At 72.2% G+C, this 11,922-nt stretch carries 14 protein-coding genes, 1 tRNA gene and 1 pseudogene; 11 read left to right on the forward strand and 5 right to left on the reverse strand.

Annotated elements, in window-relative coordinates:
* Positions 1 to 355: 355 nt before the first annotated feature.
* The 6 genes from QFZ71_RS27920 to QFZ71_RS27945 are packed head-to-tail and all read left to right on the forward strand — an operon-like array spanning position 356 to position 4,794.
* Entirely contained in the window at positions 356 to 2,380 is a 2,025-nt protein-coding gene (locus QFZ71_RS27920) for an ATP-binding protein (protein WP_307670926.1), read from the forward strand.
* Positions 2,377 to 2,811 (forward strand): roadblock/LC7 domain-containing protein, encoded by a 435-nt coding sequence (locus tag QFZ71_RS27925; protein ID WP_030114015.1) that lies wholly within the window; start codon positions 2,377 to 2,379, stop codon positions 2,809 to 2,811. Before QFZ71_RS27920 ends, QFZ71_RS27925 begins: the two co-directional genes overlap by 4 nt.
* A gap of 2 nt (positions 2,812 to 2,813) precedes the next feature.
* The gene (locus QFZ71_RS27930) at positions 2,814 to 3,185 is read left to right on the forward strand and encodes a DUF742 domain-containing protein (protein ID WP_307670927.1); all 372 of its coding nucleotides are present in this window, start codon (positions 2,814 to 2,816) and stop codon (positions 3,183 to 3,185) included.
* The gene (locus QFZ71_RS27935; protein WP_307670928.1) at positions 3,163 to 3,786 is read left to right on the forward strand and encodes an ATP/GTP-binding protein; all 624 of its coding nucleotides are present in this window, start codon (positions 3,163 to 3,165) and stop codon (positions 3,784 to 3,786) included. Before QFZ71_RS27930 ends, QFZ71_RS27935 begins: the two co-directional genes overlap by 23 nt.
* Positions 3,783 to 4,367 (forward strand): GAF domain-containing protein, encoded by a 585-nt coding sequence (locus tag QFZ71_RS27940; protein WP_307670929.1) that lies wholly within the window; start codon positions 3,783 to 3,785, stop codon positions 4,365 to 4,367. Before QFZ71_RS27935 ends, QFZ71_RS27940 begins: the two co-directional genes overlap by 4 nt.
* Before the next feature lie 43 nt (positions 4,368 to 4,410).
* On the forward strand, positions 4,411 to 4,794 hold the full coding sequence (locus QFZ71_RS27945; RefSeq protein ID WP_307670930.1) for an MmcQ/YjbR family DNA-binding protein: 384 nt from the start codon (positions 4,411 to 4,413) through the stop codon (positions 4,792 to 4,794).
* 42 nt (positions 4,795 to 4,836) lie between these two features.
* On the opposite strand, the gene QFZ71_RS27950 is transcribed toward QFZ71_RS27945, so the two are convergent.
* Positions 4,837 to 5,739 carry a transketolase family protein gene (locus QFZ71_RS27950; RefSeq protein WP_307670931.1) on the reverse strand — a complete coding sequence of 301 codons (903 nt, stop codon included), beginning with the start codon at positions 5,737 to 5,739 and terminating at the stop codon, positions 4,837 to 4,839.
* A gap of 79 nt (positions 5,740 to 5,818) precedes the next feature.
* Complete coding sequence (locus QFZ71_RS27955) at positions 5,819 to 6,565, reverse strand: transketolase (protein WP_373465162.1); 747 nt, start codon at positions 6,563 to 6,565, stop codon at positions 5,819 to 5,821.
* 127 nt (positions 6,566 to 6,692) lie between these two features.
* Between QFZ71_RS27955 and QFZ71_RS27960 the strand changes: the two genes are divergently transcribed.
* Positions 6,693 to 6,766 (forward strand) — tRNA-Pro (locus QFZ71_RS27960).
* Here QFZ71_RS27960 and QFZ71_RS30545 read toward each other — a convergent pair.
* Positions 6,748 to 7,146 carry a hypothetical protein gene (locus tag QFZ71_RS30545; RefSeq protein WP_373465163.1) on the reverse strand — a complete coding sequence of 133 codons (399 nt, stop codon included), beginning with the start codon at positions 7,144 to 7,146 and terminating at the stop codon, positions 6,748 to 6,750. The two genes, QFZ71_RS27960 and QFZ71_RS30545, sit on opposite strands and share 19 nt — an antisense overlap.
* On the opposite strand from QFZ71_RS30545, the gene QFZ71_RS27965 reads away from it, so the two are divergent.
* Positions 7,121 to 7,270, forward strand: a complete 150-nt coding sequence (locus QFZ71_RS27965) for a hypothetical protein (RefSeq protein ID WP_307670932.1) — start codon at positions 7,121 to 7,123, stop codon at positions 7,268 to 7,270. The two genes, QFZ71_RS30545 and QFZ71_RS27965, sit on opposite strands and share 26 nt — an antisense overlap.
* Before the next feature lie 209 nt (positions 7,271 to 7,479).
* Here QFZ71_RS27965 and QFZ71_RS27970 read toward each other — a convergent pair whose 3' ends face one another.
* The gene (locus QFZ71_RS27970) at positions 7,480 to 7,767 is read right to left on the reverse strand and encodes a hypothetical protein (protein WP_307670933.1); all 288 of its coding nucleotides are present in this window, start codon (positions 7,765 to 7,767) and stop codon (positions 7,480 to 7,482) included.
* Positions 7,768 to 8,121: 354 nt separating this feature from the next.
* Between QFZ71_RS27970 and QFZ71_RS27975 the strand changes: the two genes are divergently transcribed.
* The gene (locus QFZ71_RS27975; protein WP_307670934.1) at positions 8,122 to 8,922 is read left to right on the forward strand and encodes a DUF6585 family protein; all 801 of its coding nucleotides are present in this window, start codon (positions 8,122 to 8,124) and stop codon (positions 8,920 to 8,922) included.
* Between the two features lie 195 nt (positions 8,923 to 9,117).
* Here the strand turns inward: QFZ71_RS27975 and QFZ71_RS27980 are convergent.
* Positions 9,118 to 10,341: pseudogene (locus tag QFZ71_RS27980) on the reverse strand (DUF5996 family protein).
* Between QFZ71_RS27980 and QFZ71_RS27985 the strand changes: the two are divergent.
* Positions 10,309 to 10,914, forward strand: a complete 606-nt coding sequence (locus tag QFZ71_RS27985; protein ID WP_307670935.1) for a DinB family protein — start codon at positions 10,309 to 10,311, stop codon at positions 10,912 to 10,914. The pseudogene QFZ71_RS27980 and the gene QFZ71_RS27985 overlap by 33 nt on opposite strands.
* A 359-nt stretch (positions 10,915 to 11,273) precedes the next feature.
* The gene (locus QFZ71_RS27990) at positions 11,274 to 11,780 is read left to right on the forward strand and encodes a GNAT family N-acetyltransferase (protein ID WP_307670936.1); all 507 of its coding nucleotides are present in this window, start codon (positions 11,274 to 11,276) and stop codon (positions 11,778 to 11,780) included.
* Positions 11,781 to 11,922 lie beyond the last annotated feature (142 nt).

Consider the following 11,922-nt stretch of genomic DNA (forward strand, 5'->3'; position numbering starts at 1 on the left):
CCCCACCTGCGGGCAGGCCGGGAATCGCGGCCCCTCGGAAGAGGCCGGAACGCCGGTCGGGTCCAGCGTGTGGGCGGCCCGGGCCTGGTGCGGGGACATGCGGGGCCGAGCTGGCGCAATCGGGCGCGCGTGCGAGGGCTCATACCAGAGTGGGACGGATGGCGGGCAAGTTCGACAACTGCCCGTCGCGCATACGACATTGACGACTACCGTGTGTGTCCGGTGATCAACGGTGGGCTCATGACGTTCGGGCCTGCCCGACCGATGACCCGCGCCTGACCGACCACCGTAGGGGCCACCGCATGGACGCCGGCACGACCGCCGACCCCCGGTGCCCCCTGTACCGAGGACGCTGATGTCTCAACTTCGCGCACCCGACGCGCGACCGGACCGCCGCGACGGCGGGCGGCACGGCCGCCCCGGACCGCGCGCCCACCCCGCCCCGACCGGGCCCCGTGCCGCAGGGCCGCCCCCCGACCTCCGCATGCGCCCCCAGCTGCTGCGGACCGCACTGCTCCCGGCCGTCGCCGCGGTGCTCGGCGGAGCCGCGGCCGTCATCTTCACCGCGCGCGCCGGAGCCGTCGACCCCTCGCCCGGTCTCTGGGCGGCGCTCGGCGGATCGGCCGCCCTGGCCGTAGCCGCGGTGGCCGCCGCCTACCTCGGCGCCCACCGGGTCGCGGGACAGGTGCTGGAGCGGACGCTCGCCCTCCGGCAGGCCGGCGCCCAGGGCCAGGCCGAACTGCGACGGGTGGTGGAGCAGTTGCGTGACGGCGAGACCGTCGCCCCGCACCCGCCCCGACGGGCCCAGATGGCCGGCGGCGACGCCTTCGACCTGCTCGGCCAGGAGATGGCGCGTGGCCAGGAGGCCGCCGTCGCCGCCGTCGTCCAGGCGTCCCAGATGTTCAGCAGGGCGGGCAACGAACAGAAGGTCGAGGTCTTCGTCAACCTCGCGCGCCGACTGCAATCCCTCGTCCACCGCGAGATCCAGATCCTCGATGAGCTCGAACACGAGGTCGAGGACCCCGACCTCCTCAAGGGCCTCTTCCACGTCGACCACCTCGCCACCCGGATCCGCCGCCACGCGGAGAACCTCGCCGTGCTCGGCGGGGCCGTGTCCCGCCGGCAGTGGAGCAACCCGGTCACCATGACCGAGGTGCTCCGCTCGGCCATCGCCGAGGTCGAGCAGTACCCCCGCGTCAAGCTCGTCCCGCCGATGGAGGGCACCCTGCGCGGCCACGCCGTCGCCGACGTGATCCACCTGCTGGCGGAGCTGGTCGAGAACGCCACGGTGTTCTCCGCCCCGCACACCCAGGTCCTCCTGCGCGTCCAGCACGTCACCGCAGGACTCGCCCTGGAGGTGGAGGACCGCGGCCTCGGGATGCCGGAACACGAGCAGAAGCGGATGAACGCCCTGCTCTCCGACCCCGACCAGGTCAACGTCGCCCATCTGCTCCAGGACGGCCGGATCGGCCTGTTCGTCGTCTCGGCCCTCGCCCGCCGCCACGGCATCGCGGTCCGCCTGCAGAGCAACATCTACGGCGGTACGCAGGCGGTGCTCGTCCTCCCGCAGTCGCTGCTCGGGGACGACCCCGACGCCCCGCCCTCGTCCGACGCCGCCCCTGTACCGCCCCCCGGAGCGGTGCACCGTCCGCCCGTCGAAGCCGCCGCCGCGGTCCCGCGGCAGAGCGGGCCGGCCGACGCCGCGTCCTCGGCCCAGCCGCCCACCGGAGGGGCCCGCCCCGCACCCGCCCGCGGTCGGAGCGACCGCCCGGAGCCGCCCGCCGGTCAGGCCCCGCCCCTCCCGCTGCGCGCCGAGCGCGTCGACCGCGCCGCACCGCCCGCCTCCCCGCCCGAGGGCGGCAGCACCGCCGCACCGGCGGGCGTCCACGAGCGCGACGACCGCCCGGCCCCGCCGCCCGCCCGCCCCGAGCTGCCCAAGCGGTCGAACCAGGAGCACCTCGTACCGCAGCTGAGGGAAACGCCTGCCCCGCGCGTCGAGGACGAACACGCCCTCCACGACCCCGGCCTCATGGCCGCCTTCCGGCGCGGCATCGACCTCGCCGAGGCCCAGACCGCCCAGGAGGAGAACCCCGACGGCGGCCACGGGGGCCCCGACTCCGCGGAGACCGGCGGGCAGACCGCCCTCGACGCCCCCCTGGAGACGCTCTCGCCCCTCCCCGTACGCGGAGACACCGCGCCGCACGAGCGGCCCAACCCGGCCCGGCGCTCCCGGCAGGACCGTGCGCTGTCCGCGTCCGACCTTCCCGTACCGGACAGCTACCCGCCCGACGCGTACCCGCACGACATCCCCACGTACCTGCCGGGCGGGGCCGTACCGGAACCCCGGAAAGACACCACCTTCAAGGAGTGGACACCATGACGAGCGATATGCGGTCCGGGCAGGTCTCGGACCTGGACTGGCTGCTGAGCGGACTGGTCCAGCGCGTGCCCTACACGCGCAGCGCGGTCCTGCTCTCCGCCGACGGGCTGGTGAAGTCCGTCCACGGCATGGACCCCGACAGCGCCGACCACATGGCGGCCCTGGCCGCAGGTCTGTACTCGCTGGGCCGCAGCGCCGGAGCCCGCTTCGGGGACAACGGGGACGTGCGGCAGGTGGTCGTCGAACTGGACTCCACGCTGCTCTTCGTCTCCACCGCCGGATCGGGCACCTGCCTCGCCGTCCTCGCCGGGCGCGAGGCGGACGCCGCCGTCCTCGGCTACGAGATGGCGATGCTGGTCAAGAGCGTCCGCCCCTACCTGACGACCCCGCTGCGGCAGCCCGCCGGGGCGCCGTTCACTCCGGGGATCTGAGGATGCCGGCCCCGCAGGACGGGCCCCTGCTCGACGACGCGGCCGGCCGGCTGATCCGCCCGTACACGATCAGCAACGGCCGCACCCGGCCGTCCACCGCGTTCGACCTGCTGTCCCTGATCATGGCCACGGGCATCGAGCCCGACGTCCCGCTCGGCCCCGAGCACACCATCGCCCTCGGTCTGTGCGAAGGGCCGGTGTCCGTCGCGGAGATCGCCGCGCACCTCCGGCTTCCCGCTGTCGTCGCCAAGGTCATCCTCTCCGACCTGGTCGCCTGCGGCGCGGTCACCGCCCACGCCCCCGCTTTCCGTGACATGCCCACCGACCGATCTCTGCTGGAGGCAGTGCTCGATGGTTTACGACGACAGCTCTGACCGCACCGGAGCCCCCGAGTTCTTCCCCGTGGCCCTGAAGGTGCTGGTCGCCGGAGGATTCGGCGTCGGCAAGACGACGTTCGTGGGCGCGGTCAGCGAGATCGCCCCGCTGTCCACCGAGGAGTTGCTGACCCAGAGCAGCGTGGGGACGGACAACCTGGAGGGCGTCGAGTCCAAGACGGCCACGACCGTCGCCATGGACTTCGGCCGCATCACCCTCTCCGAACAGCACGTCCTCTACCTGTTCGGCACACCCGGACAGGAGCGCTTCTGGTTCATGTGGGACGAACTCTCCCGGGGTGCGCTCGGCGCGGTGGTGCTGGCCGACACCCGGCGCCTCGCCGAATGCTTCGCCGCGGTGGACTTCTTCGAGCGGCGCGGCATCGGATTCATCGTCGCCGTCAACGAGTTCGACGGCGCCTACCGCTACGAACCCGACGAGGTCCGTGCCGCGCTCGACCTCGGGCCCGAGGTGCCCGTCGTCCTGTGCGACGCCCGGATGGCCAGCTCCGGCACGGGCGCCCTCGTCACCCTGGTCCAGCACCTCATCAACGCCACCTCGGCCCCCGCCCCACTCCAGACGTACGGAGCCCACCCGTGACATCCTTCGCCACCGGCAGGATGCTCCTGACACCCACCGACCGGCACGGCCGGGCCCGCGCCGAGCGACTGCGCAAGCTGGACCTCGGCGAACGCCCCGACTCCTCCTACGACGACTTCGACGCCTTCGCCGACAAGGTGGCCGAAGCCACTGCCAGCCCCTTCTCGATGGTCAACTTCATCGACGAGAACCGGCAGTTCTTCGCCGGGCTGCACACCCCCGCGGGCAACCGCCGTGGACAGGAGCTCGGTTCGGCCGCCGCGGGCAGCGACCGCGGCAGCCGGTACATGGCCCGCGACCACGGGTACTGTCCGCACGTCCTCGCCCGGCGCAAGGCCCTCGTGCTGGACGACGTCTGCGACTACCCGCGGTTCGCGGGAAATCCGGTGGTGGACGAGATAGGCATCCGCTCCTACCTCGGGGCACCGCTGATCGACCGCACCGGCATCGCGCTGGGCACCGTCTGCGCCGTCGACACCGTGCCTCGCCCCTGGGGGCGGGCCGGGCTCGACACCATCAAGTCGCTCGCCCGCGAACTCGTCCGCCGGATCGACGACCGGGAAGGCCACCACCCCCTCTGACCGCCGATCCATCGGCCCATCGAGCCGTCGTTATGGAGGCCGGATGACCACCGGTGCCACGATCACCGCAGCCGACGTCCGTGCGGCCGCGCTTTCCCTGCCCGACACCACCGAGAAGCTCGCCTGGGGGCAGCCCACGTTCCGGGTGGCGGGCAAAATCTTCGCCTCGCTCGGTGACGACGGGACGGCCATGGGCGTGAAGTGCCCTCGCGAGGATCGCGCCGAGCTGATCGCCGCCGAGCCGGAGAAGTTCTTCATCCGCGAGGGACACGACGACCACTACGCCTGGATGCGCGTACGGCTGTCCGCCCTGGACGGCCCGGACGAGCTGGCCGCCATCCTCACCGACTCCTGGTGGCAGGTCGCTCCCCGCCGGCTGGCGGCGGCGCATCCGGAGCTGGGCGCGGCAGGGGAGGGCGACGGCTGATCCGGGCGGGCGGCCGTCCGCCTGCCTCCGGGCGCCGACGGTTCAGGGGCGCAGGAACCCGGTGATCCGCTCCCGCAGGCCCACGGGGTCCAGACCGTGCGCCCTGAGGTGTTCCGTCATCCCCCCGTACCGGCGCAGCTCGGCGCGGCCCACCCCCAGTCCGAGCACCCGGTGGGGCCGGTCCACGAGTGCTTCGCCCGCAGCCGTGGCGGAGGTGCCCGCCAGATACGGTTCCACGAGCACCACGTCCGCGGCCGTCGTCGCGCCGGCGGCCCGGCGTACCCCCGCCGCGTCGAACGGCCGCACGGTCGTCGCGTACAGCACGGTCAGGTCGAGCCCTTCGGTGGCGGCGAGGACGTTGTCGAGCATCGGGCCGACCGCGATCACGGTTCCCCGCCGGCCCTCGCGCACCACGGTGAATCCGTCCGTGCCGCTCACCGGGCGCGCCTCGCTGTTCGCCTGGAGGGAGAGCCGTACGTACACCCGGTCCTCCCCGGCGACCGCGTCCCGCAGCAGCGCCTCGGCCTCGTCAGGGTGCCCCGGCACGTGGACGGTCCAGCCGTCGAGTGTGTCCAGGAGGGCGACGTCGCCGGGAGCCATGTGCGTGAAGCCCCCGGCCGGCCAGTCGTACGAGCCGCCGGCGCTGACCAGGACTCCGCCGATCCCTTGATGCCCGAAGTCCAGCTTGACCTGCTCGAACGGGCGCTCGACCAGGAAGCTGGCGAAGGTGTGCACGACCGGCCGCATGCCCGCCAGCGCCAGGCCCGCGCCGGCCCCGACGAGCAGCTGCTCCCGGATGCCGACGTTGATCACGCGGTCGGGGTGGGTGCGGCGGGCCGAGGCGAAGCCGTCGGTGCTGATGTCGGCGAGGACGACGGCCAGCCGGGACTGCTCGTCCAGGAGCCGTGAGGTGGTGCTGATGAATCGGTCACGCATGGTGTCCATGGGGTTCCCTCCCGAGGGTGCGCGGCGTACGAATCGGCGCCGGGCGGTGGAGCGATGGGGGTGTACGAGGTCGACGAGGTCAGCTCTTGGGCGCGACGCGGGCCACGACGGCCAGCGGCCTTCCCGGATGGGGTGTGGTGAACGCGGCGTACAGGGCGTCGTGGTCGCGGCCGTCCACCGTCTCCGCGGCCCACCCGGCGGCAGTGAACCGGGAGGCGATCCCGCCGGGCCAGCCGTGGGTGGCGGACGCGTTGTCGATCACCAGCGTGTGCAGCTGATCGAGCCCGGCCGGGCCCGCGTGGGCGATGGCCTCGTGATTGCTGCCCTCGTCCAGTTCGGCGTCGCCGATCAGGACCCACACGCGCGGGTCGGTGAGCCCCCGGGCGCGCAGCCCCAGCGCGGTCCCCACGGCGATCGGCAGCCCGTGGCCCAGGGAGCCGCTGCCGACCTCCGCCCCCGGCACGAGCACCCGGTCCGGGTGGTGGCCCAGCGGTGAGTCGTACGTCCCGAAGCCGGGGAGCAGCCCCTCGTCGAAGAAGCCGTGCGCGGCGAGAACGGCGTAGTAGGCCATCGGTCCGTGCCCCTTGGACAGCAGGAAGCGGTCCCGCCCGGGATCGTCGACCGTGTCCGGTGTGACGCGGAGCACCCGGTTGTAGAGGACCCAGAGGGCGTCGAGCGTGGAGTGGGCGGCTGGGGCGTGCTTCTCGTCCCCGGCCATCAGGGCGATCAACCGGGGCAGGTCCCGGAAACCGGGGCCGGGCGCAGGGCTGGGTGCGGAGGTGGCGTGGCGGTCGTGGGTCGTCGGTTCGGCGGCGGTGTTCGTCATGACACCGAGCGTTCAACGTCAACCATGGTTGAGGTCAAGCGCGGAATGGTGTTGGTGACCACCCGCTGGAGTGCGGTATTGTTCTCATGCGCGTTCGGCCGGGGTAAACCCCAGGTCAGGCGGGCATCGGGACGTGGCGCAGCTTGGTAGCGCACTTGACTGGGGGTCAAGGGGTCGCAGGTTCAAATCCTGTCGTCCCGACTGGAGACAGTCGTAGATCTGGGCCGGTTTCGGAGCAATCCGAAACCGGCCCTTGATCGTTTTTGGGGACCAGTTGGGGACCAGCGGCCTTGACCAGGGCGGCGGGCCGGGTGAGGGGCCGGCCGGGCCTGCGGCCATCTCGGCAGCTTTCCGTCCGGTCGAACAGCGAACCACGTGCCGTTCACGCCCTGGCCGTTGGTGTCGCCCGGCTTCTCGTCGCCGGTGAACCAGGGGAGCGGCCGGCAGTCGATGGTGAGTTGCTTCGTGCCGTCGGGCGCGGCCGGGAACCAGGTGCCGCCGACGCCCTGGCCGCGAGTCTGCCGGACCGCCGTGTCCTGCGCGTAGCGGTCCAGGGTGAAGCCCGCGCCGTACGTCGCCACCGGGCCCAGCTGCTCGCTCTTCCAGACGCTGAGGCGGCCCGCCCGTGAGGGCGGCGCACCGTTGTGCGTCGAGGCGGCGCGTTCGGCGGAGCCGGCGGTACTGGTCGCCGCCGTGCTCGCATAGCCTCGGGCCCGTGAACACGACGGGAATCCGGATCGGGGCCGGCGGACAGGACGCGCCGGGTGGTGCGGGGGCGGGGAGTTCGTCCTCGGCCTGCTCGTGGAGCTTCTGCCCGCCGGTCGCTCGGCTGCTGGTTGCCTGATCCGGGGCCCGGGCCGGGGGCTCCCGCGTGGCCGGCAGGGCCGGCGCGGGTCGGCCTTGTCGTACGGGGGTTACGACTTGTCGTCGTCCGGAAGGGAGCGAGGCCGGCGGAGCATGATCATCAGGAAAGCGGCTACGGCGAGGGCGGTCCCGAGGACGACGGACACCAGGGCCGTGTCGGCGATGGCGTCCCACGTCGCGTCGGGCGAGGGCCGGCACGTCGGATCGCAGTCCCACGAGGTCGCCCGGTGGCTCCTGGCGGACCATCCGGCGGCCAGACCGAGGCCGAAGAACAGGATGCCTGCCCAGAACATCCTGCGGACCACCAGCAGGTACCTACGTGCATGGGTATCGACCATCCCACCACGGTCCCGGGCACCGGAGCTCCTGGGCAATACCGTGACGGCGGCCGCGACCAGGCCCCGGAACCCGCCCGCGCGCCCGCGCCCCGTTCATCCACAGAGCTGTCGGCCGCCGTGTGCGCCGTCTGCACTCCGGCGGGGCTTCGGCCACCACCGCTGAGCTTCGCCCTTCCACGCCCCGGGCCGTCGTCGGAAGTCTCGTGAAGCGGACGGCGTACTCCTCCTTGTCGTGCTTCCCGCGCCGGGTCGGGTGCTCTTCCCGCCGACGCCCTCCTCCCCGATACTGGCCCTCCGCTGTCTGGTCGTGGGGGGCCCGTGACGGATCGTGTTTCCACTCCTGTTCCACCCGCCATGAGCAGAGTCGCGCGGGACTTCGAACTCGGTTCGCGCCAGGGGCTGGTGTGGACGGAGCCCAAGCGCTTTCCGTGGATCGTGGTGCTGCTGCCGGCCTTGGTCGGACTGCCCATGCTCTGGCTGGGGATGTCGTCCGCGGTGGAAGGCCGGCGGAGCCACGGTGCCTGGTACCACGGACTGCCTCTGCTCATCGTGGGGGCCGCCGTGGTCGCCGCGGCCGGGTATTTCCTCTTCCTCGCGCTCACGAGACGGCAGGCCCAGGTCTGGGTGGGTCGCTACCAGCACGGCATCGTCCGGGAGGTGGCCGGGCACGTGCCGGAGGCGTACTCATGGGACGAGATCGACGGCATCCGGCGGAGCAGCACCACAGTGACGAACGGGATCATCAGCGTCACCACACACGAACTCCGGGTGCGCCCCCGTGAGGGCACGGAGATGACGGTGACCGACGCGTACCAAGGGGCCGCACGGTTCATCGACGAACTGGACAAGGCGTTCACGCGCGTACGGCTGCCGCAGGACAGGGACCGGCTGAAGGCGGGCGAACGGGTCGACTTCTTCGGAGCCCACCTCGATCCCGATGGTCTCGGGTACCTCGACCACCGGCTCGGCTGGCGGGAGGTCGACCGGATCACGATGAAACACGGCTGGCTGGAGATCCATCGGCACGGCGACGGAAAGCCGTGGGCCAGGCTCCCCGTGGAGATGATCCAGAATGTTTCGGTCTTCCTGGCCCTCGCCGCAAGGATGCGCCAGGAGGCATCCGGGAAACGGCCCCGCCCGGACGATCCGGCCTGATCGGGCGACGGTCGTCGCTGTGCACCGACCTCGATCGTTCGCGGGGGCCGGGTGAGGGGTCGGCGCCCTCGGCCGGGGCAGGGGGCCGGCGGGCCATGCCGATGGGGCTCGGCAGCGAGTGCGATAGGCGCAGCACGCCGGAGCGGGCCGGGAGCGTCGTCCTGGCACGAGGCGCGGGAGGCGGCCGGGTTCCGCTCAACGGTGCGGGGGGCGTGCGACGGCTTCCGCAGGGGTCCGGCTCATGTACCAGCCGTCGACGCGGGGCCCGACGAGGTCGGAAGGCCATCCCGCCAGGGCGACGGCCGCGTCGTACACGGCGTCACCGAACGCCACGATGGCCTTCTGCGGGTCGGCTGTCCGCCCGAGTTCGTCCCACGGCAGACGTACCAGCCCCGCGTCGGGATGTCAGGCCGCCCCGGCGACGCCCCAGGACCGGCTCTCCAGTCCGTCCGGCTGGGGCCAGATATAGGCGTACAGTCCGGAACTCGGTGATCCCGCGTTCCCGAAGGCGAACCCCACGGACACGTAGGCGTTCAGCTCGCCGTTCTGCTGGAACGGCGGCAGGTCGGACCTCGGCCTGGTGGGCTGCGCCCTGTGCCGCGTCGCCGACAGGTCGAAGCCGCCCCACATCACGCCTACCCGTGGGTGGTTGCCGAGGAAGGGCGCCTGCCAGGCTTCGAGCCCCCTGGACGCGAGGTTCCACGCCTCCCACATCCGCCGAGCCGCTCGGGGATTCCAGGTGTGCTCGGTGTGATCGTCCTGAAAGGTGCGCGCCGAGCCCTCGATCTCACAGATCAGCGTGGTGCGTGGCCGATCGATGCCCAGCTCGGCCGCCGTGTCGCAGAACGCTCGGTAGAAGGAGGCGACGGATCTCTCGGCCAGGGAAACGGTCCGCGTCCCCGTATCGGCCTCGATGACCACATCGCCGTCGAGCAGACGGTGGTGCACCGAGAAGGTCACGTCCGACCCCCGCAAGGTCGGTGTCCGAAGCCCGCGGGGAGTGACGTCGAGGACGATGTTCCCCCAACCGGCTTGGAAGGGTGCGCCGAGGGTGTACTTGCCTGCGACCTGCGTGATCCGGTTCACGTACCCGATCGTCGGCGCCAGCTCGTCGTGGTCCAGCGCGGGCCACGTCCCGTGCCGTTCACTCACGGTGGGTCTCCTCCCCAGTGCTGTGCGGCAGGCGAACACCTCGTGCTGGGCATTCTCGCCCGTCCGGCGGTGCGGGGCGAGGCGAACGAGGCGCCGTGGGATGTCGCGCGGACTGTTCGAAGCTGCCCGGCGCAGGTCGGACCGCTGTCCTGGCCACGTCCCGGCTCCGCGGGTGGGCGTGGACCCCGTACAAGATCTTGAGACCACGGGCAGCCCATGGCAGGCTCGTGCCGCATGATCGATGAATCCGCGAAGGCCGACCTGCACGGGAGACTGCGGCGGGACCGTGAGGCGCTGCTCTGGAAGCTCGACGGCTTGTCCGCATACGACGCCCGCCGGCCGTTGACGGCGACCGGGACCAACCTCCTCGGCCTGGTCAAACACGTGGCCACCGTCGAGGCCAGGTACTTCGGCGAGGTCTTCGGCCGCCCTTCCCCGGAACCGCTGTGCCCGTGGCAGGAGTCCGACGGCAGCGATCTGTGGGCGGCCGCCGGCGAGACCCGCGATCAGATCATCGGGTTCTACCGGCGCACGTGGGTACACGCGGACGCGACGATCGACGAGCTTCCCCTCGACGCCCCCGGCCACGTGCCGTGGTGGCCGGAGCCGTACCGCAACCCCAACCTGTTCGCCGTCATGATCCACGTGCTCGGCGAGTCCATCCGGCACACCGGGCACGCCGACATCCTGCGTGAGGCCCTCGACGGCCGGACCGGGATGCGCGCCGAACACGAGAAGCGGATCGACGAGGAAGCCCGTGCCGCCCACCGCGCGAAGATCGAGCAGGCCGCCAGGTCGGCCGCACCGGTCGCTGCCGAACAGTCGTTCCCGGTGACGTGATGTTCGTGCGGCGCGAAGCCGGTCGTGGGGCGCTCCGTCGCAGGGGCCGGTCCTGCCGCTGAGCTGGTGGAGCCGGTCGCCCGTTGCGGCGGCGGCTCTCGTCCCGGACGTCGGGGAGAGCGCGGCAGCACTCGGCAAGGCTTCGTCCTCACGACGCCGGGAAGCGATCAGGGCCGAGCCCGACGGGTCGTCCGGCCTCTGTCCCGAGCCGGCCGGCCGACCGCTCCCCGTTCGTGGGGCAGCCCGGCCTCCTCGCCGAACCCGTGCGGAAGTCGCTCGTCGACGCTCCGTCCACGTGAGCAGGTCGTGCGGGACGAGGGAGGGCGAGAAGCGCGGCAGGCGTGGGGCAGAGTGAGGCCATGTCCACCACGTACAAGCCCATGCCGTTCCACCTGGAGACCGAGCGCCTGGTACTCCGGCCGTGGGCCGGGTCCGACGCCCCCGAGTTCTGCGCCCTCCTCTCCGAACGCGGCAAAGGGACGCCCCCGGTCGAACGCATCCGGACGTCCATCGCGGAGTTCCTCGCCACGACGGAGAGCACGGGGATCGCCCTCCTGCCCATCCAGCGCCGGGAGGAGGGCGACTTCATCGGCTACTGCGGTCTGATCATCGGCCGCACCACACGGGAGGAGCCCGAGATCGCCTATGAGCTGTTCCGGCGCGTCCACGGGCGCGGTTACGCCACCGAGGCGGCCGCCGCGGTGGTCGAGGCCGCCGTGGCGACCGGGCGGAAGCGGCTCTGGTCGACCGTCGGCACGTGGAACACGCCGTCGCTCCGCGTACTGGAGAAGCTCGGGTTCGAGCGGGACCACCTCTCCATGGAGGAGAACGGTGAAGTGGTCTGGCTGACACGTGCGTTGACCTGACGGACCGCGGCCGCACCCTTCGCGTGCACACCCGCCGCGCGCTCCGGCGTACCGCCGCCGTTCACCGATCCGTCACGGCCTCTTCCGTTCTGTTGGATTCTCTTGGAACATCCTGTTCGCTTCTGTTCCTCGAACTTCCCCG

The sequence above is a fragment of the Streptomyces sp. V2I9 genome (assembly GCF_030817475.1).
Lineage (GTDB): Bacteria > Actinomycetota > Actinomycetes > Streptomycetales > Streptomycetaceae > Streptomyces.